Annotated in this window: 20 protein-coding genes; 17 read left to right on the top strand and 3 right to left on the bottom strand. The window is 63.9% G+C overall.

Annotated elements, in window-relative coordinates; all coding sequences use genetic code 11:
* The first annotated feature begins 92 nt into the window (after nucleotides 1–92).
* The 5 genes from KHO30_RS33860 (at nucleotide 93) to KHO30_RS33880 (ending at nucleotide 6,534) form a co-directional block, all read left to right on the top strand.
* A complete protein-coding gene (locus tag KHO30_RS33860) occupies nucleotides 93–1,244 on the top strand; it encodes an NHL repeat-containing protein (protein ID WP_200575109.1) in 1,152 nt (383 codons plus the stop codon).
* Between the two features lie 84 nt (nucleotides 1,245–1,328).
* Nucleotides 1,329–2,717, top strand: coding sequence for a Dyp-type peroxidase (locus tag KHO30_RS33865; protein ID WP_211703514.1), 1,389 nt, complete (start codon nucleotides 1,329–1,331; stop codon nucleotides 2,715–2,717).
* An 82-nt stretch (nucleotides 2,718–2,799) separates the two neighbouring features.
* Nucleotides 2,800–3,831: an iron ABC transporter substrate-binding protein gene (locus KHO30_RS33870; RefSeq protein WP_211703515.1), complete on the top strand. Its 1,032-nt coding sequence runs from the start codon at nucleotides 2,800–2,802 to the stop codon at nucleotides 3,829–3,831.
* Entirely contained in the window at nucleotides 3,832–5,436 is a 1,605-nt protein-coding gene (locus KHO30_RS33875; protein WP_211703516.1) for an ABC transporter permease, read from the top strand. It abuts the gene before it with no gap.
* A gap of 39 nt (nucleotides 5,437–5,475) precedes the next feature.
* A complete protein-coding gene (locus tag KHO30_RS33880; RefSeq protein ID WP_211703517.1) occupies nucleotides 5,476–6,534 on the top strand; it encodes an ABC transporter ATP-binding protein in 1,059 nt (352 codons plus the stop codon).
* Between the two features lie 45 nt (nucleotides 6,535–6,579).
* Here the strand turns inward: KHO30_RS33880 and KHO30_RS33885 are convergent, their stop codons facing one another.
* Entirely contained in the window at nucleotides 6,580–7,467 is an 888-nt protein-coding gene (locus KHO30_RS33885; protein WP_211703518.1) for a LysR substrate-binding domain-containing protein, read from the bottom strand.
* A 114-nt stretch (nucleotides 7,468–7,581) separates the two neighbouring features.
* On the opposite strand from KHO30_RS33885, the gene KHO30_RS33890 reads away from it, so the two are divergent.
* Both KHO30_RS33890 and KHO30_RS33895 read left to right on the top strand, forming a co-directional pair.
* On the top strand, nucleotides 7,582–8,502 hold the full coding sequence (locus KHO30_RS33890) for a DMT family transporter (RefSeq protein ID WP_093646358.1): 921 nt from the start codon (nucleotides 7,582–7,584) through the stop codon (nucleotides 8,500–8,502).
* Nucleotides 8,503–9,004: 502 nt separating this feature from the next.
* A complete protein-coding gene (locus KHO30_RS33895) occupies nucleotides 9,005–11,143 on the top strand; it encodes a TonB-dependent receptor (RefSeq protein ID WP_211703519.1) in 2,139 nt (712 codons plus the stop codon).
* 100 nt (nucleotides 11,144–11,243) lie between these two features.
* Here KHO30_RS33895 and KHO30_RS33900 read toward each other — a convergent pair whose 3' ends face one another.
* Nucleotides 11,244–12,542 (bottom strand): MFS transporter, encoded by a 1,299-nt coding sequence (locus KHO30_RS33900; RefSeq protein ID WP_200653416.1) that lies wholly within the window; start codon nucleotides 12,540–12,542, stop codon nucleotides 11,244–11,246.
* Nucleotides 12,543–12,730: 188 nt separating this feature from the next.
* Here KHO30_RS33900 and KHO30_RS33905 point away from each other — a divergent pair, with 188 nt between their 5' ends.
* The 8 genes from KHO30_RS33905 to mdcH are packed head-to-tail and all read left to right on the top strand — an operon-like array spanning nucleotide 12,731 to nucleotide 19,806.
* Nucleotides 12,731–13,504 (top strand): GntR family transcriptional regulator, encoded by a 774-nt coding sequence (locus KHO30_RS33905; RefSeq protein ID WP_211703520.1) that lies wholly within the window; start codon nucleotides 12,731–12,733, stop codon nucleotides 13,502–13,504.
* Between the two features lie 8 nt (nucleotides 13,505–13,512).
* On the top strand, nucleotides 13,513–15,183 hold the full coding sequence (gene mdcA / locus KHO30_RS33910; RefSeq protein ID WP_093647527.1) for a malonate decarboxylase subunit alpha: 1,671 nt from the start codon (nucleotides 13,513–13,515) through the stop codon (nucleotides 15,181–15,183).
* A 2-nt stretch (nucleotides 15,184–15,185) separates the two neighbouring features.
* Entirely contained in the window at nucleotides 15,186–16,181 is a 996-nt protein-coding gene (locus KHO30_RS33915) for a triphosphoribosyl-dephospho-CoA synthase (protein ID WP_211703521.1), read from the top strand.
* Nucleotides 16,169–16,483 (top strand): malonate decarboxylase subunit delta, encoded by a 315-nt coding sequence (locus KHO30_RS33920; protein ID WP_093647522.1) that lies wholly within the window; start codon nucleotides 16,169–16,171, stop codon nucleotides 16,481–16,483. The genes KHO30_RS33915 and KHO30_RS33920 overlap by 13 nt, the downstream gene beginning before the upstream one ends.
* A complete protein-coding gene (locus KHO30_RS33925; RefSeq protein ID WP_200653403.1) occupies nucleotides 16,480–17,364 on the top strand; it encodes a biotin-independent malonate decarboxylase subunit beta in 885 nt (294 codons plus the stop codon). The genes KHO30_RS33920 and KHO30_RS33925 overlap by 4 nt, the downstream gene beginning before the upstream one ends.
* Nucleotides 17,361–18,176 carry a biotin-independent malonate decarboxylase subunit gamma gene (gene mdcE / locus KHO30_RS33930; protein ID WP_200620818.1) on the top strand — a complete coding sequence of 272 codons (816 nt, stop codon included), beginning with the start codon at nucleotides 17,361–17,363 and terminating at the stop codon, nucleotides 18,174–18,176. The genes KHO30_RS33925 and mdcE overlap by 4 nt, the downstream gene beginning before the upstream one ends.
* Nucleotides 18,176–18,868 carry a malonate decarboxylase holo-ACP synthase gene (locus tag KHO30_RS33935; protein ID WP_200653402.1) on the top strand — a complete coding sequence of 231 codons (693 nt, stop codon included), beginning with the start codon at nucleotides 18,176–18,178 and terminating at the stop codon, nucleotides 18,866–18,868. Before mdcE ends, KHO30_RS33935 begins: the two co-directional genes overlap by 1 nt.
* Nucleotides 18,868–19,806, top strand: a complete 939-nt coding sequence (mdcH, locus tag KHO30_RS33940; RefSeq protein WP_200653401.1) for a malonate decarboxylase subunit epsilon — start codon at nucleotides 18,868–18,870, stop codon at nucleotides 19,804–19,806. Before KHO30_RS33935 ends, mdcH begins: the two co-directional genes overlap by 1 nt.
* A 32-nt stretch (nucleotides 19,807–19,838) precedes the next feature.
* Here mdcH and KHO30_RS33945 read toward each other — a convergent pair whose 3' ends face one another.
* Nucleotides 19,839–20,777, bottom strand: a complete 939-nt coding sequence (locus KHO30_RS33945) for a LysR family transcriptional regulator (protein ID WP_200653400.1) — start codon at nucleotides 20,775–20,777, stop codon at nucleotides 19,839–19,841.
* Between the two features lie 174 nt (nucleotides 20,778–20,951).
* Between KHO30_RS33945 and KHO30_RS33950 the strand changes: the two genes are divergently transcribed.
* Together KHO30_RS33950 and KHO30_RS33955 are read left to right on the top strand one after the other, a co-directional pair.
* Nucleotides 20,952–21,731 (top strand): putative hydro-lyase, encoded by a 780-nt coding sequence (locus KHO30_RS33950; protein ID WP_200653399.1) that lies wholly within the window; start codon nucleotides 20,952–20,954, stop codon nucleotides 21,729–21,731.
* 76 nt (nucleotides 21,732–21,807) lie between these two features.
* Entirely contained in the window at nucleotides 21,808–23,109 is a 1,302-nt protein-coding gene (locus KHO30_RS33955; protein WP_200653398.1) for an MFS transporter, read from the top strand.
* The last annotated feature ends 5 nt before the right edge of the window (nucleotides 23,110–23,114 follow it).

A 23,114-nucleotide genomic window follows, 5' to 3' on the forward strand; every position in this document is an offset into this window, starting at 1 on the left:
GCCATCACCACACACGTTCAAGACCCATCGAATCCCATGCTTTCGATCATGACCGCAACTACCGCTTTGTGCGCAGGCACCGAGGCTCACTCATGAACAATCCCACGCGCAAGTTTTCGCCGCGCGCCGCGCGCGCCCTGATCGCCGCCGCAGTCAGCACTGCCGCATTCGCGACGGCTGGTGTCGCACACGCCGAGCCGCAAGGTTTCCTCGAAACCGTCAAGCATCACACCACGCTCATCAACACCGTGCCGGGGAACGGCGACCAGAATCCGTACGCGGTGGTGGTCGCTCCGGTCACGGCAGGCACCGTCAAGCAAGGCGACGTCCTGGTCGGCAACTTCAATAACTCGACCAATCTGCAGGGCACTGGCAGCACGATCATCAACTACCACCCGGACACCAAGGAAATGACGGTGTTCGCCACGGTGCCGCGCGATCTGAAGGAATGCCCGGGCGGCATCGGCCTCTCGACCGCGATGACGATGCTCAAGTCGGGCTACGTGATCGTCGGCAGCACGCCGAGCAATGACGGCACCACCGGCACCAAAGGCGCCGGCTGCCTGATCGTGATCGATCCGAACGGCAAGGTTGCCTCGACCATCAGCAGCCCGAATATCAACGATCCGTGGGGCAACATGGCGGTCGTCGACAACGGCACGAGTGCGACGCTGTTCGTCAGCAACGCCGGCTTCGGCGTGGGCGGCGCGAACGGCAATCCGCCGGTGTTCAAGCAGGCCACCGTGCTGCGTCTGGACCTCGACGTGCCGGCCGGCAAACCGCCGGTCGTCAAGAAGGAAACCGTGGTGGGCAGCGGCTTCGGCGCGCAGGCCGATAAGGGCGTGTTCCTCGTCGGTCCGACCGGACTCGCGCTCTCGAACGATCAGAAACTGCTGTACGTCTCCGATGCAATCGGCAACCGCATCACCGAAATCGAAGAACCGATGACGCGCGACACCAGCGCGGGCGTGGGCCGCCAACTGACCGCCGATGGTCTGCTGCACCGCCCGCTCGCAATGGTCACCGCACCGAACGGCCACCTGCTCGTCACAAACGCGCTGAACGGCCAGATCGTCGAAATCGACCCGGCCAGCGGCAAGCAGATCTACGCGCGCTGGATCGACACCGACAAGGCGCAATCGCCCCCGGGCAACGGCGATCTGTTCGGTCTCGCAATGACGCCTGAAGGCGACGGTTTCTACTACGTGCAGGACGACGTGAACACCCTGGTGCTCGCGAAGTAAAAGCAGCAAAGACGGACGCAGATCCGGCCAACGAGCCGGAACGCAACCCTGGCATCCCCACGGCCAAATGAAGGTGAAGGAACCATGGCAAACGATCACCCCCCGCGGCCCTCACGGCGCGGTTTTCTGAAGGCCGGCAGTGCCGCGGTCGCAGCGGGCGCGAGCCTCGGTGCGACCGGCGTCGCCCAGGCCGCGCTCGGTAAGACGCCGGCGCACGGTGCCGATCCGCAGACGGCGGTCGAGCCGTTCTACGGCTTGCATCAAGGCGGCATCGTCACGCCGCAGCAGAGTCACACGTACGTTGCCGCGCTCGATCTGACGACCGAGAAACGCGAAGACGTGATCGCGCTGCTGCGTGCCTGGACCGACGCCGCCGCGCGCCTGACGCAAGGCGCCACGGCCGGACCACTGCCGACTGGCGCGGCTGCGAAAACGGCACTGGCCGACACCAAGATTGATACGCAGGTCGAAACCAAGGCTGACGCCAAGGCGAACGACACGGCCTACAGCCCGACCAACGCCAAAGCCGCGCCCGATTCCGGCGACGTGCTCGGCCTCGGCCCATGCGGCCTGACGATCACGTTCGGTTTCGGCCCAGGTCTGTTCACGAAGGACGGCAAAGACCGCTACGGTCTGGCCTCGCGCCGCCCCGCCGCGCTCGTCGATCTGCCGCGCTTCAACGGCGACCAGCTCATCGCCGAAAAAACCGGCGGCGACCTGTTTATCCAGGCCTGCGCGAACGATCAGCAGGTCGCGTTTCACGCGGTCCGGCAATTGGCGCGTCTCGCGTACGGCACCGCAGCGATGCGTTGGGGCCAATCCGGTTTCCTGTCCGGTCCGCGCGGTCAGACGCCGCGCAATCTGATGGGCTTCAAGGACGGCACCAACAATCCGTCGACCGCGAAACCGCAGTTAATGAACGAATTCGTCTGGGCCGGCGCCACCGCCGACGCACCCTGGATGGAAGGAGGCACCTACACCGTGGTACGGCGCATCCGCATCACGCTCGAACACTGGGACAACACCGAAGTCGACTTCCAGGAGCAGGTGTTCGGCCGCCACAAGTACAGCGGCGCGCCGATCGGCAAGAAGAACGAGTTCGATCCGGTGAACCTGAAGGAAGAGGACAAGGACGGCAATCCGGTGATTCCGGAGAACTCGCATGTGCGTCTGTCGAATCAGGCGAGCAACAACGGCGCGCAGATTCTGCGCCGCTCCTATTCGTACAACGACGGCACGAACTTCTACATCGAGCGCTGGCCGCCATGGCGTCAGGAAACCGAATACGACGCGGGGCTGATTTTCGTGGCTCACCAGAGCGACCCGCGTACCGGCTTCATTCCGATCAACGACAAGCTCGCGAAGTTCGACATGATGAACCAGTTCACGACGCACGTAGGCAGCGCGGTGTTCGCAGTGCCGCCGGGCGCGAAGCCGGGTTCTTATATCGGCGCGGGGCTGTTCGAGACGTAATGCAGGCCGCAGTAAACCGCCGGCCATGAGGCTGGCGGCGCTTCGAAGACTAACAACAACATCTCTAACGGATTTTAGGATCATGGCTCATTCCTGGTTTGGCACCCGCCTGCGCCTCGTCAGCAGCGCCGCCGCCCTCACGCTGGCAGCGCTCACAACGGTGCCGTCGACGGCCCACGCTGCATCGATCACGCTGTACAACGCGCAGCACGAACAGGTCGTCAATCTGCTCGCGAAGGACTTCGAAAAGCAGTCCGGCATTTCGGTGAAGATCCGCAACGGCGAAGGTCCGGCAATGGCCGCGCAAATCGTCGCGGAAGGCGCAGCGACGCCTGCCGACGTGTATTTCACGGAAAATTCGCCTGAGCTGATGCTGCTCGAAGAGAAAGGCCTGCTGAACAAGGTGGACGACTCGACGCTCGCCACCGTGCCGGCGCGCTTCAACTCGCCGACCGGCGCATGGGTGGGCGTGACCGCGCGCGAAAGCGTACTGGCCTACAACACGACGAAGGTGCAGGCATCGCAACTGCCGCAATCGCTGTTTGACCTGGCCAAGCCTGAATGGAAAGGCAAGGTCGGCATCGCGCCGAGCGACAGTGACTTCCTGCCGCTGGTGAGCGCCGTGCTCGCGTTGAAGGGCGAAGCGCAAACCGTCGCATGGCTGAAGGGTCTGAAAGCCAACTCGCAGATTTTCGACGACGACGAAGGCGTGGTGGCAGCCGTCAATCGCGGCGGCGTCGCGACCGGCATCATCAATAACTACTACTGGGCGCGTCTGCACGCCGAACTCGGCGATGCGAAAACCCGCAGCGCGATCTATCACTTCGGCAACGGCGACGCCGGCGCGATGGTGAACGTATCGGGTGCAGCGGTGCTGAAGTCGGCCCACAACACGGACGGCGCGCAGAAGTTTCTGGCCTATCTGGTCAGCGAACGCGCACAGGAGTTGATGGCGAAGAGCCACGTCATGTTCGAGTATCCGCTGCACGCAGGCGTCGCACCGGACCCGATCCTCAAGCCCTTCACTGAACTGAGCCCGCCGGCGCTGACGATCCAGCAACTCGGCGACGACAGCCAGGCAGGCAAACTGCTGCGCCAGGCAGGCTTGCTGTAAATGAGCGATGCCGTGTCAGCCGGGCCTCCGGCTGTAACCCCCGCCCCGGCGCGCGCCCGTTCGCGCGCGCCGCGCGGTTTGTTTGCGGCAGCAGCACTCAGCGCTTTGCTGGTGTTGCTGCCGATTGCGTTTACCTTCTGGCGTGCGGCGAGCTTCGGTATCGACGAAGCGGTCGATCTGATCTTCCGGCCGCTGGTCGGTGAGCTGCTAGTCAACACGCTGCTGATCACCGTATCGACCACGCTCGTCTGCGCTGCCGTTGGCACGGCGGCCGCCTGGTTTGTCGAACGCACGCATTTGCCGGGACGTCGCGTCTGGGCCGTGCTCGCCGCCGCACCGCTCGCGATGCCGGCCTTTATCTCGAGCTATGCCTGGGTGTCGCTGAGCCTGGATTTGCAGGACTTCAATGGCGCGTTGCTGGTGCTGAGCTCCGCGTATTTCCCGCTCGTCTATCTTCCCGTCGCTGCGGCGTTGCGCAGCATGGACCCGGCGCTCGAAGAAAGCGCGCGCGCGCTCGGCTGCAATCGCTGGACCACGTTTATTCGCGTCGTGCTGCCGCAACTGCGCCCTGCGCTGCTCGGCGGCATGCTGCTGGTGGCGCTCGGTGTGCTATCCGAATTCGGCGCGTTTACGCTGCTGCGCTTTCGCACCTTTACCACGCAGATCTACGCGGAATACCGCACCAGTTTCGATGGCGGCGGCGCTTCGCTGCTCGCGTGTCTGCTGATCGTGATCTGCCTCGTCGTGCTGGCGTTCGAGTTTCGGGTACGCGGTGCGGCACGTTATGAACGCGTCGATCGCGGCACACGTCGCGCGGTGTTGCGCTACGACCTTGGCGTATGGCGCTGGATTGTCGTCGCCGGTTTTGCCGCGCTGGCGATCGCAACGCTCGGTGTGCCGCTCGGCATGATCGGCTTCTGGCTTACGCAACCGGGCGCGGCCGCCGTCACACCGGCCGACGTCTCGCCCGAACTTCTGTTCAACGCGACGATCTCGTCGCTCGGTTTCGGGCTCGCCGCCGCATTGCTGACCACGCTGCTAGTCGTGCCGCTCGCGTTTCTGCTGGTGCGCTATCCGACGCGTTTCGCGACGCTGTTCGAACGCACCGTGTTTCTGGCGCAAGGCATACCGGGGCTGGTGATCGCGCTGGCCATCGTGTCGCTCGCGGTGCACGCGCTGCAGCCGCTTTATCAAAGCGCGACGCTGCTGGTGATTGCCTACGCGATGCTCTTCATGCCCGTGGCGCTGGTGAGCGTGCGCGCCGCCTTCATGCAGGCGCAGCCGCGCCTTGAAGAGACTGCGCGCGCTCTCGGCCTGACCTGGTCGCAGACCCTGTTCCGCGTGGTGTTGCCGCTCGCGGGCCCCGGGCTCGGCGCGGCCGCGGCGATGGTGTTCATCTCGGTCGTCACCGAGTTGAATGCGACGCTGCTGCTCTCTCCCATCGACACGCAAACTCTCGCGACCCAGGTGTGGGCCGACACGTCCACGATGGCGTTCGCCGCCGCCGCGCCCTATGCGGCGTTGCTCACCGGCATTTCGCTGTTCGCCTCCGGCCTCCTGTTCGCATTGCTCGGCAAATCGGCATTACTCGGCGAGCGCAGCTGAACGCCGCGCGCCCTCGCCCGCTTTTTCCATCGGATTTTCATGAGCGAACTTCGTATCCGCGGCCTGCAAAAATCGTTCGACGGCCATCCGGTGCTGCACGGCATCGATCTCTCCGTCGAGCGCGGCACGCTGCTCGCGCTGCTCGGACCGTCCGGCAGCGGCAAAACCACCTTGCTGCGTCTGTTGTGCGGCTTCGAACGCGCGGATAGCGGCAGCGTCGAAATCGACGGCCGCCGCGTTGTCGGCGACAACCTGCATGTGCCTTCAGAGCAGCGCCGCATCGGCTACGTGCCGCAGGAAGGCGCGCTGTTTCCGCATCTGTCCGTGGCGGACAACATCGTGTTCGGCTTGCCACGGACGCAGCGGCGCGCACGTCATCGGGTGGCCGAATTGCTGGAGCTGGTCGGCTTGCCGGCGAACTTCGGCACGCGTGCGCCGCAGCAGTTGTCGGGCGGTCAGCAGCAGCGTGTGGCGTTGGCTCGCGCGCTCGCGCCGTCGCCGACGCTCGTGATGCTCGACGAACCTTTCTCCTCGCTCGACGCCGCCTTGCGGCTCGAAACGCGCCAAGCGGTGGCAAGCGCCCTGGCCGCGGCGGGCGCAACTGCCGTTCTTGTCACGCACGATCAATCGGAAGCGTTGTCGCTCGGGCATGAGGTCGCGGTGCTGTGGGACGGCCGGCTGATCCAGACCGCGACGCCGGAGACGCTGTACCGCCGGCCGGTCACACGTGAACTCGCTTCGTTTGTCGGCGAAGCGGTGTTGTTGCCTGGCGTGGTCAAGCAGGATCGCGTCGACTGCGAACTCGGCGATTTGCCGCTGTGCGCGCCGATGGGCAATGGCGCGGTCGATGTGATGGTACGGCCTGAACAGATCCGGCTGCTGCGCGCTGAAGAAACGATGCCGGATGGCGTAGCGTCCCATGACGCCGTCGTGCAGGAGGTGATCTTTCAGGGGCAGGACGCAGGTGTCGCGCTGCAATTGCAGTCCGGCGCGCGGACCGTGGTGCGCGCTCGCGTGCCGGGTTATCTGTCGCCGCGGCCGGGCGAACACGTGAGGCTTGCGGTGGATGGCGAGGTGACGGCTTATCCGCGGGCTTGAGCGGCGCGCTTTCAAACTACCGCGCGCCAGGCGAGCCGATAGAGACTACACGGACGCCGCCGCTCCGCGCCCCTGCGGGCGCAGCGACAAATCCTGCACCATCTGCGCGGCCAGATAATCGCACGTCGGCCGATCCGATTTGGCGCTGCGCGCTACCACGATTTCCACCGGTGCGATCTTCGGCAAGCCTTGCGCTTCGCCGAGAATCGCCAGCCGCGACGGCACGCTGCAACGCGTGAGTGCGACCACCGAAAGCCCTGCGTCCACCGTAGCCACCAAGCCCATCAGACTCGCGCTGCTAAACGCAGCCCGATAGCGAATACGTGCGCCGTCCAGCGCAGCCAGCGTATGCTGCCGCGCGATACAACCCGGCTCGTAAAGCCCAACGGGCAAAGGTGATGCCGCCAGCACCGGCGTATCCACCGACGCCCCCACCCACACCATCGGCTCGCTGCGCACGAATTCGCCCCGCAATTTGCGGTCACGCGTGACGAAGGCGAGATCGATCTTGTTATCCGCCAGCATCGGCGCGAGCGACGTGCTTTGCGCGCAGACGATCTCGATCTCAACGTGCGGATACAGATTCGAAAAGCGCCGCAGCACCGGCGACAGCAGCGACGACGCGTAGTCGTCCGGTGCGCCCAGCACCACGCGCCCGGTCACCTCAGGCCGCACGATCGCCGACCACGCCTCCTCATGCAGCGCCAGCACGCGCCGCGCGTATTCGAGCAGCGTATTGCCGGGCCGCGTCAGTGAGAGATTGCGCGTATTGCGGGCGAACAGCGTGGTGCCGAGCATGGTTTCGAGCCGCTTGATCTGCATGCTGACCGCGGCCTGCGAGCGATGCACGGCCGTCGAAGCCTTCGTGAAACTGCCCGTTTCCACCACCGCGACGAAGGTGCGCAGCAAATCGACGTCGAATTCGGGGTGCATGATTTATCAATCCAGCTTATGGAATTGCTCAATTTAATTCGTTTGTCGATGCCGCGCAAGGCGCGCAATACTCGTGACACCCCCTTATGTGACCCACTTCCGGAGCCGCTTCGCATGTCCCTCACCCAACGTCAACAAGGCGCCATTACGCTGGCCAGCGGCGGCCTTTTGATGGGCACGCTCGGTATCTTTGTCGAGGAAGCGCGGCTCGGCGCGCTGACGCTGGTGTTCTTTCGCTGTCTGTTCGGTTTCCTTTCGCTCGCGGCGTATTGCGCGTGGAAAGGCTTCTTCACACGCGCGCATTTCACGCGGCGCACCGTCGCGCTTGCGCTGTTCTCCGGCGTGTTGATGGTCACGCAGTGGGTCGGTTTCTTCGATGCGATTCATCGCACCAGCATCGCAGTGGCGACCGTGGTGTTTCATGTGCAGCCGTTCTGGGTCGTGCTGATGGGCGCGGCGCTGTTCAACGAGCGCCTTGGCGTCGACCGGCTCGGCTGGATCGCAACCGCGTTCGTCGGGCTTGTTCTGGCCTCGGGCGTCGCGGCCACCGCGAATCTGCAGGGGCATACGAGCTATCTGATCGGTATCGGCGAAGCATTGGCAGGCTCGGTGCTGTATGCAGGCGTCACGCTGATCGCCAAAGGACTCGGCAATTTGCGGCCGCATCTGCTGACGCTCGCGCAATGCGCGGTCGGCGTGGTGTGCCTGCCGTTTATTGCGCCGCTTACCGCCGTGCATATCGGGCCGATGCAGTGGTTCTGGCTGATCGGCATGGGCGTGCTGCATACGGGCTTGTCATACGTGCTGATCTACGGCGCGCTGCCGAAACTGACCACGCCGATCATCGCCGTGCTGCTGTTCGTCTATCCGCTGACGGCGATCGTGGTCGATGCGGTTGTATATGGGCGGGCGCTGTCGCTGGCGCAACTCGCGGGCATGGCATTGATCGTCATAGCGAGTCTCGGTGTGAATCTCGGCTGGCCGCTGCTTTCGATGTTGCGCCCCGGCGCACGTGCGCGGCGTCACGCCGATTGAGCTTTAGGCAGTGGGCCGGCGGCGCCAGACGGGTTGCATGCCGGCTGCCCGCTGCTGCCCGTCTCCTGGCGACGGCGCGCGTTCCCGGCGGTTGCTTTCGTTTCGTCGAGAAAATCCCTGCAAAAAACCCCACATTTTCCATTCATCCCGCACAGTCGAGAATCGTTCTCGTTTATACTTTCCAAATATTACAAGCCGGGCACTGACCCGGCTTCCGCTGCACCTCCCATCCCCACATCGACATGCCATTCCGAGGCAGCCGATGTCACGCCAGCGCATCTCGCGTTGACACACGGCGCCCCGGCCGTTTCGATTTTCGAATTCATTCAACAGCAACAGGGGAAATCACCACTTCGTCTCGCCTGACTGACCACACGGGCTTTGTCTCGCCGTGCGCGCCTGCTTGCGCCTCGTTTTGCGCCCGCCTCGCGTTTTTGTAGCACCGCTTCCGCTGTACTCCAAAACCAAAAACACCACCGATCCATACTCGAAGAACGTCGCCATGAACGTCAAAAAGAATGCTTACCGAGCGCTGCTGCTCGCCACCTCTCTTGCCAGCGCCAAACCTTTGCTGGCGCAGGAAGCTACAGCCGCTGCCGGCTCGGCCGACAGCACGCTGCCCGCCATCGCCGTCAAGGCCGCGGCCGACCGCTCGTACGATTCGAGCACCTCGAACACCGCGACGAAGATGAACATGTCGCTGATGGACGTGCCGCAGACGGTCAACGTCGTGCCGCGCGCGCTGCTCGACGAACAGAACGCGACCTCGTTGCAGGACGCGTTGCGCAATGTGCCGGGCATCGGCTTTTCGGTCGGCGATGGTCAGCGCGACCAGATCACCCTGCGCGGTTTCAACAACATCACCGATCAATACGTCGACGGCATTCGTGACGACGCGCTCTACTATCGCGATCTGTCAAACGTCGAACGCGTCGACGTGCTGAAGGGGCCGGCGGCCGTGCTTTATGGACGCGGCTCGGCCGGCGGCCTGATCAACCGCGTACTGAAGAAGCCGACGGCGAATCCACAGCAAGCTGTGGGCGTGACGCTCGGCACCGAAGGCGAACGGCGCGGCGAATTCGATCTCGGCTGGAATGCGAACGACGCCGCGCGTTTTCGCATCACCGGCGCTGCCGAAAACTCGAACAGCTTTCGCGACCAGTTCCAGTTAAATCGCCAGGCCGTGGCGCCGTCCGCGCAATTCCGCATCGATAAGGACACCATCCTCAATATCGAAGCCGATTATCTGCACGACCGCCGTACCTCGGACCAAGGCCTGCCCGCCTATCTCGGGCGGCCGGTCAACGTGCCGATCAACACGTACTACGGGTCGGCCGACGCCGCGAACACGTCTTATAACGATGTCGATGCGAAGAGCGCGACTGTGTCGCTCGATCACCGCTTCAACGATTCGCTATCGCTGCACACTGCGGTGCGCGCGTATGACTTCTCGCTCGAACGCAAAAACTACGTGACGTATGAGCCGATCAAGACGGCGACGAATCCGGTCGTCACGCTCGATCAAAGCACCCGCTTCCGCCAGGATCACGGCGTGGACGGCCTGTTCGAACTCACGCAGAAAACGACGCTGTTCGGCATGAAGCACGAACTGCTGTACGGCGTCGAGCTGTCGCAACAGCAGAAATTCGACACCATCTACTCGACCAACAAGGTCGCAACGTACAACCTGTACGATCCGCAACTCATCGATTTGCCGGGTGTGAAGCCGGGCACGGCGGCGAAGACGAATGCATCGACCGTGCTGGGACTTGCCGGCGTTTACGCGCAGGACCTGATCTCGCTGACCGAGCACTGGAAGATTCTTGCCGGCCTGCGCTTCGACTATCTGACGCAGACCCGCAACGACTACACCTCGGCGCACGTGAATCTGGACCGCACCGATCGCGCGTGGAGTCCGCGTATCGGTCTGATTTATGAACCGCTCGACTGGGTGTCACTGTACGCGTCGTATAGCCAGTCGTTCTCGCCGCTCGCCGATACGCTGATCAGCAGCGGCGCGTTTGCCAACGGTTCGGCGCTGGCGCCGCAAAAGACCACCAGCTTCGAAATCGGCTCGAAGTTCGACCTGGGCCGCGCGAGCGCGAGTGTCGCACTGTTCGATATGAAGCAGACCAATCAGCAGATCGCCGATCCGTCCAACCCGACTTACGCGCTGCCGATCGGCACGCAGCACGTGCGCGGGCTGGAACTATCCACAACGGGTGAAATCGCGCCCAAGTGGTCCGTGTATGCGGGGTATGCGTACCTGAACGGAAACGTCGACGGTTCGCCGCAAGCGAGTTCAGCCGGACTGGTACTGCACAACAACACGCCGGGTCTGATGCCGCGTCATAGCGCAAGCGTGTGGATCAAGCGCGATCTGAAGTACGGGTTCTACGCGGCCGGCGGTGCGCAGTTCCAGTCGGCACGCTATACCTCTGCGAGCGACGCGGTCACGTTGCCTTCTTTCGTGACGTTCGATCTCGGCGCGGGGTATCACGGCAAGAACGTGGACGTGGCATTGACGCTGGATAATCTGTTCGACCGCAAGTACTTCATCGCGGCGCACGGCAACGCGGATATGTACAACAGGCCGGGAGCGCCGCGTACGCTGACGGTATCGGCAAGGTGGCATATGTGAGGGGTGTAATGCGTGGCGTGTGCTGCACGCGTTGATGCGTTAAACGAAAAACCGGGCATTGCGCCCGGTTTTTCGTTTCAGTCGTCGTAGTGAAAACAGCTCACTGCGGCAAAACCTCCCCCTTCGTCTCCGGCGCAAAAGGAATCACGAACAAGCCGACGATAAACGCCAGCGCCGTGAGCGCCACCGGCACGCCCAGCGTATGCATATGCAGCACCGCCGCACCCAGCAGAAAGTTCACACCGGCCCCAACAAACCGTCCGAACGACGTGCAGAACGCAAACGCCGTGGCCCGTACGCGGGTCTCGAACTGCTCCGGCAGCCACAAGCTGAACAGCGCGAAATTGCCACCGAAGAAACCCAGCACGCAGAGCCACGCAATAAATGGCGCGAGCCCATTCGGCAGATAAAACGCCCAGCCGAAACTGCCGGCAATCGCCACGGCCATGCCGAGAAAGTAAATCGCCAGCGTCTTCTTGCGGCCGATCCGCTCAGCCAGCGGCGGCAACGCGAGACAGCCGAGAATCGTCGAAATCGACAGCAAGCCGGTTGCCAGCGACGCCGTCCGGATCGCATCGTTCTTCGCCATACCGGCTTTCGTCGCCAACTGGATCACAGCCGACGGTTCGTAAACCGCGCCGGCCCACAAACCGATAATCGCGATCGTCAGCAGAATGCACGCAACCCACGTGCGGCGCCGATACGTCGGCCCGAGAATTTCGCGCAGCGGTTTGGCGCGCGCGGCACTCGCGTCCGCCTTTTCCCACTTCTCCGATTCCTTCACGCGCAGCAGCACCAGAATCGCGACCACCACCGGCACCGCGCCGGTCAGGAACATTGCGCGCCAGCCGTAGTGCACGCCGATCGTGTAGTTGAGCGCGGCCGCCAGAAAGAACCCCGCGTAATAGCCCGTTTGCAGATACCCGGCGCCCATCTTGCGGCGATCTTCCGGCCATGACTCGGCCACATAAGTCCCCGCCAGCGCCCACTCGCCGCCAATGCCGACCCCGGCAATGAAGCGATAGATGGCGAGCTCCCACACGTTGTGCGAGGTGGCGGCAAGTCCCGTGAAAATGGCGAACGTGAAAATGGTGCCCGCCAGTACCTTGGTGCGGCCGAAGCGATCCGCCAGCGGTCCCCAGATGAACGACAGCCCCCAGCCCACCAGAAACAGCGCGAACAGAATCGAACCGGCGAGGCCCACATTCGCCGGCGTCGCGGCATACCCGGAGCGCGGCAACAATTCAGTCAACGCCGGCGTCAAAACGAGCGCGTAGATGAACGAGTCCATCCCGTCGAGCGTCCAGCCGGCCCATGCTCCCCAAAATCCTGCGATCTGCGAACGATTGAGCGGCGTGCGGCGCCGAACGACCGGCGTGCGGTCGGTTAGTGAATTCATCATGCTCCTCCGGCCCTGCGGTTGTCATACGTGGCTTACATAAAGGGAACAACGATATGGCGCGCTTGCTAGCGGATCGATGTGCCTCGTATAACGGTGAGAGGACATCGCAGGCCGCCGGGCAGTGAAAAATTTTCCGGGTTTGCCCGCCTGTTAAGTGCGCAATTTCATATATAATATTCAATATCATGAGCGACGCAATAGATGGTTTTCCCCTGGATGCCCCGGCGCGCAGCCCGCTTTTACCCGCGGCGGCACCCCGTGAGAGCACGTCCCGTGTGATCGCGGAGGCCCTGCGCGCGGCGATTGTCGACGGCACGCTGGCGCCTGGCGCACCGCTGCGGCAGGACGCGATCGCGCGGCATTTCTCAGTCAGCGCAATTCCCGTGCGCGAGGCCTTGCGCCAGCTCGAAAGCGAAGGCTGGGCGAGAGCCGCCGTGCATAAAGGCGCGACCGTCGCGCCGTTGTCGGCGGATGAAGCGCGCGAAATCTATGAGATTCGCTCCGCGCTGGAGAGCCTCGCCATCGGCCTCGCGATTCCGAAGCACACCGCCGCCACGCTGCGCGAATCCGCCGCCCTCTGCCGTGCCGCCGAACGCGAGTCGGACCCGTCGTTGTACGTCGGGCGCAATGAGGCGTTTCATATGAGCCTGTATGCGCCCGCTGCCCGTCCGCAACTTGAGGACATGATCGGCACGCTGCATCGGCGCGGTGAACGGTATCTGCGCCTGAAGTTCGGCTTGCCATCGTACAAAGGCGAGTCGGACAACGAACACACCGCCTTGCTCGAGGCCGTAGAACGTCGTGATATTCCCGCTGCACAGTCGCTGGTTGTCGCGCATCTGCTCGGCACCGGCGACCTGCTCCATCGTTTCCTGACCGACCGCGCGCAGGCGGAAGCCGCGCTTGCGAATCAACCCAAGCCGCGCGCCAGACGCACGCGCACCACCACCGGGAGCTGAATCCGCCGATGAACCGATCCGCCGAAGCCACCGAAGCTTCCACTACCGCACGCTCCTGGACCACGCGCCGCGACGAAAAGAACCGTCGCCTCGCGGCCATCGCACCGTGGCTGGAAGACGGCGTCCTGCCGACCAACCGTATCGTCGACGCCCTCGAAACACTGATTCAGCCGGGCGACCGCGTCGCCCTCGAAGGCGACAACCAGAAACAGGCCGACTTCCTGTCGCGCGCGCTCGCCAAGGTGGATCCGCAAAAAATCCACGACGTGCATCTGCTGATATCGAGCATCGGCCGTCCTGAACATCTGACGCTGTTCGAGCGCGGCATCGCGCACAAGGTCGATTTCTCGTTTGCGGGGCCGCAGAGTTTGCGCGTCGCGCAACTGCTCGAAGACGGGCAACTGGAGATCGGCTCGATCTACACGTACGTCGAGTTGTACGCGCGGATGTTCGTCGATCTCACGCCGCACGTCGCGCTGCTGTGCGCGGAAAAGGCCGACCGTCACGGCAACCTGTACACCGGCCCGAACACCGAGGACACGCCGACCATCGCCGAAGCCGCCGCGTTCCGGCACGGCATCGTGATCGTGCAGGTCAACGAGATCGTCGATGAGCTGCCGCGCGTCGATATTCCGGGTTCGTGGGTCGACGTGGTCGTAGAGGCAGACAGGCCCTTCGCCGTCGAGCCGCTCTTCACACGCGATCCGCGCCATATCGGTGACCTGCAGGTGCTCACCGCGATGATGGTGATTCGCGGCATCTACGAGCCGTACGGCGTGACATCGCTGAATCACGGCATCGGCTTCGATACGGCAGCGATCGAATTGCTCCTGCCCACCTACGGCGAATCGCTCGGTCTGAAAGGCAAGATCTGCCGCAACTGGACGCTCAATCCGCACCCCACCATGATCCCCGCGATCGAATCGGGCTGGGTCGACAGCATCCATTGTTTCGGCAGTGAGGTCGGCATGGAGGCGTACATCGAAGCGCGCCCCGACGTGTTTTTCACCGGCAACGACGGCAGCCTGCGTTCGAACCGTGTGCTGTGCCAACTGGCGGGTCAGTACGGCGTCGATCTGTTTATCGGCTCGACCTTGCAGATCGACGCGGACGCCAATTCGTCGACGGTCACGCGTGGGCGTCTCGCCGGTTTCGGCGGCGCACCGAATATGGGCCACGATCCGCGCGGCCGGCGTCATTCGAGCGAAGCATGGCTCAAGCTGCTGAAGGATCAGGGTCCGGTGTCGCGTGGACAGAAGCTGGTCGTGCAGATGGCCGAAACCTACAAGAAAGGCGGCGAGCCGACTTTCGTCGATGAACTCGATGCGGTCGCGGTCGGCGCGAAGAGCGGCATGCCGATCGCGCCTGTGATGATCTATGGCGACGACGTGAGCCACGTCGTTACCGAGGAAGGCATCGCGCATCTGCACAAAGCCGAAGGGATCGATGAGCGGCGTGCAGCGTTGGCCGCAGTAGCCGGTGTCACGCCGATCGGGCTGCGCGCGAAGCCGGAGAAAACCGCCGAATTGCGCCGGCGTGGCATCGTCGCGTATCCGGAAGATCTCGGCATTCGACGCGGTGAAGCGAAGCGTTCGTTGCTGGCCGCACGCAGCATCGACGATCTGGTGACGTGGTCGGGTGGCCTGTACGAGCCGCCGGCCCGCTTCAGGAGCTGGTAACGATGGCGCCCGCTGTTTTGCTCGAGTGCGAGGCCGACGCCATGCCGGAGGCGAAGGCGGAACTCGCGTCCCGTGCTGCCGTGCTGACTGAGAGAAGTACAGGGACGGTAGAAAGGCCGGCGCTTAGGGTACGGGCAGCACCCTCCGATGCGCAGCTCGCGCGCTTCGCGGTCACCGCGCTGATCGAGGAAGCGCAACTCACGCCGAAACCCGCGCTGGTCGACCGGCGCGGCAGCGGTGCGCATCGCGACCTCGATCTCGCCACCATGCTGCGCTCGGCACACGCGCTTGAACCGACCTTTGCGGCGCTCGCACGCACAGCGCGCCGCCGCGCTGAACCGTCCGCGCTATTGCGTGCGGAACTCGCGCAAGTCGGCCGCGCGGGCGAGCAGGACATGCTGCACGCCACCGGCGGCAGTAACGCACATCGCGGTGCAATCTGGATCGTCGGCCTGCTGGTGGCGGGTGCTTCGATGTCAGGCAGCGCCACGCGTCTGAAAGCGTCAGATGTCTGCACACTCGCCGCGCAGACTGCCTGCTTCCCCGATCGTTTCGCCGCGCCCGCCGATAGTCATGGCGAGCGCGCGCGGCAGCGCTATCAGGTCGGCGGAGCGCGTCGCGAGGCACAAGACGGTTTCCCGCATGTCATCGAAATCGGCTTGCCCGCTTTACTCGCAGCGCGGGCCCAGGGCGTCGACGAAAACGCCGCGCGCATCGACGCCCTGCTCTCGATCATGGCGTCGCTCGATGACACCTGCCTGCTGCATCGCGCGGGCTTGCCCGGTTTGCACGCCGCGCAACACGGCGCGCGCCGCGTGCTGCAAGCCGGCGGCAGCTCGACGCCGGATGGGCACACCGCCCTCGCCGCACTCGAACACGCTTTGCTGTCCCTCAATGCATCCCCTGGCGGTGCAGCCGATCTGCTCGCCGCCACCCTCTTTCTCGATATGCTGGCGCATCGCGACGCCGGCGGGAGCTCAGCCTCATGGAACATCTGACCTTCGACTATCCGGCGCAACGCGCCGTCACGACTCGCGCGCATGTTGGCGTGGTCGGTTCGGGCGATCTGGAAGTGTTGCTGTCGCCGTCAGAAAAAAGCGCTGCCCTGAGCGCGCATGTGGTCGTGCGGACCAGCGTCGACGGCTACAGCCACATCTGGAAGAGCGTGCTCGACCGCTTCTTCACGCGCTACGACGGCGCAGCGCAAATCGAAATCAACGACTTCGGTGCGACACCGGGCGTCGTCGCGCTGCGGCTCGCGGAGGCCATTGAAGCGGCGGAACAGGGAGACGCCGCATGAGCACTGTCGCCACCGCACACCCCGCGCCTATGCTGCGCGAAAGCTTTATCGAACTGTCCGCTCGCGAACGCGCCCGCTCGCTGCTCGACGCCGGCACGTTCCGCGAACTGCTTGGACCATTCGACAAGATCGAATCGCCGTGGCTGCCGCTGCAAGGTGTCGTCTGCCAGGCGGATGACGGCTGTGTGATCGCACGCGGTACCATCGACGGCGAGCCGGCCGTGGTCGCTGCCATCGAGTCCGCGTTCCAGGGCGGCAGCATCGGCGAAGTGTCGGGCAGTAAGATCGCCGCCGCGCTCGACATGGCCTTGCGCGACTGCGAACGCGGCAAGATCGTCCGCCCTGTCGTGCTGTTCGAAACCGGTGGCGTGCGGTTGCAGGAAGCTAACCTCGGCCTCGCTGTGATTGCCGAGATTCAGGCCGCGATCGTCGCGTTGCGCCGGCATGTGCCGGTGGTCGGCGTAATCGCGGGGATGGTCGGCTGCTTTGGTGGTATGTCGCTCGCGGCGGCCTTGTGCTCGTATCTCGTCGTGACGAAGCAGGGACGGCTCGGCATGAACGGCCCCGAAGTGATCGAACAGGAAGCCGGTATCGAAGAACTCGACGCGAGCGATCGGCGCCGCGTGTGGCAGTTGATTGGCGGCGAACAACGGGATGCGACCGCGCTCGCCGATCAACTGGTCGACGACGATGCCGACGCGGTGCGCGCCGCCGTGCGCTCAGCATTCATTCAAGGGCTGCCGGCTGCACATCGCAGCGAACAGGTCGACGTCTTTCTCAACCGTCTCGCGCGAATCGACCCGGCCAGCGTGACGCCGGAAACGATGCGTGACGTGTACAACCCACATGCGCAGAACAACGCGCGCAAGGAGCAGGCATGAGCGATGCCACCCTCAGCCGCGGCGCGCGCTGGTTCCATGCACTTGCCGGTGAAACGTCCGGTAAAGCGCCTGTATGGAGCGGCGACGCGTCGCTCGGCGGCGAGACCGCGCACTTCATTGCGGTCGTCCCCGACCCCGACAATCGCTTTCCGCGTGCGACCGATAACGTCGTCGGTCTCGAACAAGGCTGGCTGCTCGCACGCGCTGTACGCGAGGTCATCGCGCAGGACAAAGTGAGCGGTACGCGCCGCCCGATCGTCGCGATCGTCGATGTGAAAAGCCAGGCGTACGGTTACCGCGAAGAGATGCTCGGCGTTCACCTCGCCTGCGCCGCCGCGGTCGATGCGTATGCATCGGCGCGCGATGCCGGGCATCCCGTGATCGCGCTGATCGTTGGGCCGGCTATGTCGGGCGCGTTCCTCGCGCACGGCTATCAGGCCAACCGGATCGTCGCACTCGACGCGCCGGGCACGATGGTTCATGCAATGGGCAAGGAAGCGGCCGCACGCGTTACGCGGCGCACCGTCGAAGCACTCGACGCGCTCGGCGAAACCATTGTGCCGATGTCCTACTCGATGGCGTCGTTCGCCAAGCTTGGCCTGCTCGATCAGTTGATCGAAGGCATCGACGCCGACGCGCCCGATGCCGCGCAAATCGAGCGCGTGCGTCAGGTGTTGACCGAACAGATCCGCAGCGCGCGCGCTGGCGGCCGCGATCTGTCGCATCGCCTGGAATCGGCTGCGGCTCAAAAGAATCGCGCGGCGTCGATCGAAGTGCGGCGGCGTCTCGCCGAACAATGGGATGCCGTGTAATGCAGGTCTGCGCAGCGCCGCCGTTTGCAGCCGATCACGCGCTGTCGTTCGACGCGCGCTGGCAGCCGCATGATCTGCTGCGCTTGCACCGCTTGCCACAGTTTGACGGCGAGCCGGCATGGGTTCGTCGGGCTTTCGAGCGCGCGCCGTATGCGGTTGTGCGACGCGCACTGGCCGCTGACGGCTTCGTGGCGATCGGCTTGCGCGGTACGGAGCGATCGCAGCGTTACGGCACGTGGGTGCACCGGGACGATATTGAAATCGCCGTGCCGCCGGAAGCGTTGGCGCGACGCAGCCCGCTTGCGTCGCGCAATGCGTTGCCGACTTTCGCGACCCTTGCTGCACTACGACGCGACACGGCCGGTGCATTGGTCGGATTCGATTGGGGCCCAACCGGCAGCGCAGGTTTTGAGCTGGCAACGCAGACTCCCACGGTCACGTTCTCGAGCGATCTCGATCTGCTGATTCGCGCGCCGGATAAACTTCCGCGTCACGCCGCTATTCAGTTGCTGGACTATCTTCAAGCGACTGCGCAACGCGCCGGCATTCGTGTGGATGTGCAACTGGAAACGCCCGCAGGCGGCGTTGCGCTGCCCGAGTGGGCAGCGGACAAGGCACGTGTAATGGCGCGCCATGCTCGCGGGCCGCAGCTGGTTAGCGATCCGTGGGCGCCCGCTCACGGCAATCCCTGATGCTGGCCCTTCTGTTTCCCGGCCAGGGCGCGCAGTCGGACGGATTTCTGCACCGTCTGCCGCAGCATCACACCGTGACCGGCACACTCGAAGAAGCGTCTCAGGTGCTCGACATCGACGTACTCACCCTCGACACGCCAGACGCCCTGCGCTCAACCGTAGCCGTTCAGATCGGTTTGACCGTCGCGGGCGTGGCGATCACGCGGGCACTGGCAGAGGAACAGCTCTTGCCGGAGATCAGCGCGGGTTTGTCGGTGGGCGCGTACGCGGCGGCGGTCAGTTGCGGCGCGATTCACTTTGGCGACGCGTTAAAGATGGTTCGCAAACGCGCCGAGTTGATGGAGACGGCGTACCCATCCGGCTACGGTCTCGCGGCCGTGTCGGGTTTGACCGAGCACCAACTGGAGACACTCGCCACGCAACACGCGGATGCGGGCAATCAACGTGTCTACGTTGGCAATGTCAATGCGCCACGTCAGATCGTCATGGCGGGTGCGAATAGCGCGCTGGACACCTTCATTGAACGCGCTTTGGCGGCAGGCGCACGCAAAGCCGTCCGTCTTGCGGTAAGCGTGCCGTCACATTGCGAACTGCTCGCACATGCCACGGACGAACTCGTTGCTTACGCAAAAGACATCCCTTTCCACACGCCACAGACTACCTATGTCGGCAATCGCGGCGGCCGCCCGCTGTACACAGCAGAGGCCATTCGCGACGATCTCGCGACCAATATGCGTCACACCGTACGCTGGTTCGATGCGCTCACCGTGATGCAGGAAATGGGCGCCCGCGTGCTGATCGAAGCGCCGCCGGGCCAGGTGTTGACGGACATTGCGCGCGATAACTTTCCGGATACCACCGCGCTTGCCGCAAGTGCCTTTTCGTTCGACAAGCTGGTCGCCACGGCGCGTAGGCGACTCAGCATGGATGGACTTTAAGACGCGGCCATTCGGCCGACTCGAGCCCCGCCTCACCGCCACTCAATCAACTGCCGCCCCATCGCCTTCGCATACTGATCACACGCGTTGCGTGCAACGCGTGATGCCGCTAGCACGCCAACGTCGGCGTCGTCGCGGTAGATCATCGCAACGTCGATCGGCGGCGGCAGCGGACGCACCTGCAATTGCCCCAGTTCGCCGCTGCTCAGAAAAGGCTCGACGAACAGCGCCGGCACTGCCGCAATGCCATAGCCATCGCGCAACAGCTTCACGATCACCGCCACCGACGGCATACAGGTCACCTGAGTATCCGCAAGCGGCACACCGGCGCGCTTCGCGAGCATCTCCACGATCGCCTGCACGGCGACTTGCGGCGCGGTGCCACGGCCGAACGTCAGCACGGGTTTCTGCAGTACCGTCTGCACGTGTTTCGCGCGACTCGCCGGAATCAGATCGTTGCGCGCGATCCAGCGCACCGGATAGCTCGCCAGCAAACTTGAAACGATCGACGCTTCCTGCTCGCCGGTTTCCTCCACCTGAATGACGAGATCCAATTCGCCCGCACGCAAACGAGGCCCAAGCACGGCGCTCGAGTCGACGGTCAGGTCGACGACGATGCGCTTGTACTCGACGTTCAGCATCCGGATGTAGTCCGGCAGCCAGCTATGCACCACCGTTTCGATGACGCCGAGCCGAAGCCGCTTCGTCACCTGGGTTTCGTCCTGTGCGGCCAGTTGCAGCGAGCGCGTGGCCTGCACCACCGAGCGCGCATGCGCGAGCAGCCGCTCGCCATGCGCCGTGAGCTGGAACTCGGTGGCGTCGCGCTCGATCAACTCGACGCCTAACTCGGCTTCGAGCGTTTTGATGCGTAGCGAAATCGCGGCGGGCGTGGCGTGCATGGCAGCGGCGGTCGCGCGAAAACTGCCTAGACGAGCGAGCGTCAGAAACGTTTCGACAAAGCGGGTATTCATTGCATTAGCTCTCCCAACAGCGACCCGAAAGACTCGATCATCGCCGCAAAATCGCCGACGACGCTGTTAAGTTTAATTTAACGAAACACAAGAATAACTCGCTGGAAGGATATTTTTGGCGTTACTAATCTGGCTCCCATCGGTCACCCGGACCTAGCTGGAGTCAAGCCGTTCATGTCCTACACGCCATCCGAGTTTCGTCAGCAGATTCGCAGCCGCCGTCTTTCCGGGCCGACCGCAGGCTACTGCGGCGACTATGCGCAAGCCAATCTCGCGATCCTGCCCCGGCAATACGCCGACGACTTCCTGCGCTTCTGCACGCTCAATCCAAAAGCTTGCCCGTTGCTCGGCATCGGCGAACCCGGCGAATGGCGTGTCCCATCGCTCGGCGCCGATCTCGACATACGCAACGACGTCCCCGCGTTTTATGTGTACCGCCACGGCGAACGTGCCGAAGAGGTGTGCAGCCTCGACGAACTGTGGCGCGACGATCTGGTGGTGTTCGCGATCGGCTGCTCGTTTTCGTTCGAAGAAATGTTGCGGCGTGAAGGTATTCCGCTGCGTCATATCGAACAGCAGGTCAATGTACCGATGTATCGCACGCGGGAACGCAACGTGGCTGCAGGGGTGTTCGGCGGCAATCGCGTGGTCTCAATGCGACCGATGAAAGCCGCCGACGCAATCCGCGCCATCCAGATCACCAGCCGTTTTCCCGCGGTACATGGCGCGCCGGTTCACATCGGCGATCCCGCGCTGATCGGCATTCGCGACATTACGCGGCCCGATTTCGGCGACGCAGTCGAGGTGCGTAGCGACGAGTTACCGGTGTTCTGGGCCTGTGGCGTCACACCGCAAGCCGCGATAGAAAGCGCGCGTTTGCCGTTTGCAATCGCGCACAAGCCGGGACACATGCTCGTCACCGACATTCCCAACACCACGCTGGCGATGCTCTAGCCGCGGCGTTATTTGAGTTGTCCCACCCCAAGCCGCGCACCAAGACGCGGCCACTGACTACGACCGGAGCCCAGCTATGAAAACCGAAGCGCAGTTGACCGCAGACGCCGAGCGCTACAGCGCGCCCGGCACAGGTAAAAACCCGTTTGCGTGGTATCAGCAGATTTCCGTTAGCGAGAAGCGTGCGTTCTGGAGCTGCAAGATCGGCTACGTGCTCGACGCAATGGATACGCAATTCCTGAGCTTCGTGATTCCGACGCTGATCGCGACATGGGGTATTACGCGCGGCGATGCGGGTCTCATCGGGACGGTCACGCTGCTGAGTTCCGCGCTCGGCGGCTGGGCGGCCGGTGTGCTGTCGGATCGCATCGGCCGGGTGAAGACCTTACAGATCACGATTCTCTGGTTCGCGGTTTTTACACTGGCTTGCGCGCTGGCACAGAACTTCTCGCAGTTGCTGTGGGCGCGTGGACTGATGGGGCTCGGCTTCGGCGGCGAATGGACGGCGGGCGCGGTGCTGATCGGCGAAGTGATCCGTCCGCGTGACCGCGGCAAGGCGGTGGGTCTCGTACAGGCAGGCTGGGCGATCGGCTGGGGCGTGTCGACGCTGCTGTTCATGGCCGTGTTTTCATGGATACCGGCCGATTACGCGTGGCGCGTGCTGTTCGCGATCGGTATTGCGCCGGCACCATTCGTGATCTGGATTCGCCGCTTCGTTGAAGAGCCGGAGGTGCATCGGCAGCAGAAAGAAGCGCAAGCCGCGGCACAAACGCGTCCCTCGCTGCTCGACATCTTCCGCCGCGATATCGTCTGGACGACGCTGCGTGCGTCCATTCTCGCGACCGGCGTGCAAGGCGGCTACTACGCGGTGACTACCTGGCTGCCGACGTATCTGAAGACCGAGCGGCATCTGAGCGTGATCGGCACCGGCAGCTATCTTGGCGTGGTGATCGTCGGCTCGTACTGCGGCTATCTGACGGGCGCTTACGTCAGCGACAAGATCGGCCGCAAGCGCGCGTTCATCACGTTCGCGCTGGCCTCGTGTGCGATCGCATTGATCTACACGCAACTGCCGCTCGATAACCTCACGATGCTCGTTCTCGGCTTCCCGCTTGGCTTTTGCGCGTCCGGCATTTTCTCGGGGATGGGCGCGTTCCTCACCGAGCTGTTCCCGACGCGCATTCGAGGCTCCGGCCAGGGCTTCTGCTACAACATCGGGCGGGCGGTCGGCGCGACGTTTCCGTTCCTGATCGGCTACGTCTCGCAGACCATGACGCTTGGTCACGCGATCGGCGTATTCGCCGCCGCGGCTTACGGTATCGTGATCCTCGCCGCGCTGACGTTGCCGGAAACCCGCGGGCGTGAACTCAGCACCTAAGCCGC

Origin of the sequence: Paraburkholderia aspalathi, from assembly GCF_905220735.1 — a bacterium.
GTDB classification, from domain to species: Bacteria; Pseudomonadota; Gammaproteobacteria; order Burkholderiales; family Burkholderiaceae; genus Paraburkholderia; species Paraburkholderia aspalathi.

Excerpts from the sequence above, each read along its gene's own strand:
- KHO30_RS33860 (WP_200575109.1), top strand. The coding sequence starts at position 93 with ATGAACAATCCCACGCGCAAGTTTTCGCCGCGCGCCGCGCGCGCCCTG.
- KHO30_RS33920 (WP_093647522.1), top strand. The coding sequence starts at position 16,169 with ATGGAACATCTGACCTTCGACTATCCGGCGCAACGCGCCGTCACGACT.
- KHO30_RS33875 (WP_211703516.1), top strand. The coding sequence starts at position 3,832 with ATGAGCGATGCCGTGTCAGCCGGGCCTCCGGCTGTAACCCCCGCCCCG.
- KHO30_RS33915 (WP_211703521.1), top strand. The coding sequence starts at position 15,186 with ATGGCGCCCGCTGTTTTGCTCGAGTGCGAGGCCGACGCCATGCCGGAG.
- mdcA (WP_093647527.1), top strand. The coding sequence starts at position 13,513 with ATGAACCGATCCGCCGAAGCCACCGAAGCTTCCACTACCGCACGCTCC.
- KHO30_RS33880 (WP_211703517.1), top strand. The coding sequence starts at position 5,476 with ATGAGCGAACTTCGTATCCGCGGCCTGCAAAAATCGTTCGACGGCCAT.
- KHO30_RS33950 (WP_200653399.1), top strand. The coding sequence starts at position 20,952 with ATGTCCTACACGCCATCCGAGTTTCGTCAGCAGATTCGCAGCCGCCGT.
- KHO30_RS33890 (WP_093646358.1), top strand. The coding sequence starts at position 7,582 with ATGTCCCTCACCCAACGTCAACAAGGCGCCATTACGCTGGCCAGCGGC.
- KHO30_RS33935 (WP_200653402.1), top strand. The coding sequence starts at position 18,176 with ATGCAGGTCTGCGCAGCGCCGCCGTTTGCAGCCGATCACGCGCTGTCG.
- KHO30_RS33865 (WP_211703514.1), top strand. The coding sequence starts at position 1,329 with ATGGCAAACGATCACCCCCCGCGGCCCTCACGGCGCGGTTTTCTGAAG.
- KHO30_RS33955 (WP_200653398.1), top strand. The coding sequence starts at position 21,808 with ATGAAAACCGAAGCGCAGTTGACCGCAGACGCCGAGCGCTACAGCGCG.
- KHO30_RS33895 (WP_211703519.1), top strand. The coding sequence starts at position 9,005 with ATGAACGTCAAAAAGAATGCTTACCGAGCGCTGCTGCTCGCCACCTCT.
- KHO30_RS33925 (WP_200653403.1), top strand. The coding sequence starts at position 16,480 with ATGAGCACTGTCGCCACCGCACACCCCGCGCCTATGCTGCGCGAAAGC.
- KHO30_RS33900 (WP_200653416.1), bottom strand. The coding sequence starts at position 12,542 with ATGAATTCACTAACCGACCGCACGCCGGTCGTTCGGCGCCGCACGCCG.
- KHO30_RS33870 (WP_211703515.1), top strand. The coding sequence starts at position 2,800 with ATGGCTCATTCCTGGTTTGGCACCCGCCTGCGCCTCGTCAGCAGCGCC.
- mdcH (WP_200653401.1), top strand. The coding sequence starts at position 18,868 with ATGCTGGCCCTTCTGTTTCCCGGCCAGGGCGCGCAGTCGGACGGATTT.
- KHO30_RS33885 (WP_211703518.1), bottom strand. The coding sequence starts at position 7,467 with ATGCACCCCGAATTCGACGTCGATTTGCTGCGCACCTTCGTCGCGGTG.
- KHO30_RS33905 (WP_211703520.1), top strand. The coding sequence starts at position 12,731 with ATGAGCGACGCAATAGATGGTTTTCCCCTGGATGCCCCGGCGCGCAGC.
- KHO30_RS33945 (WP_200653400.1), bottom strand. The coding sequence starts at position 20,777 with ATGAATACCCGCTTTGTCGAAACGTTTCTGACGCTCGCTCGTCTAGGC.
- mdcE (WP_200620818.1), top strand. The coding sequence starts at position 17,361 with ATGAGCGATGCCACCCTCAGCCGCGGCGCGCGCTGGTTCCATGCACTT.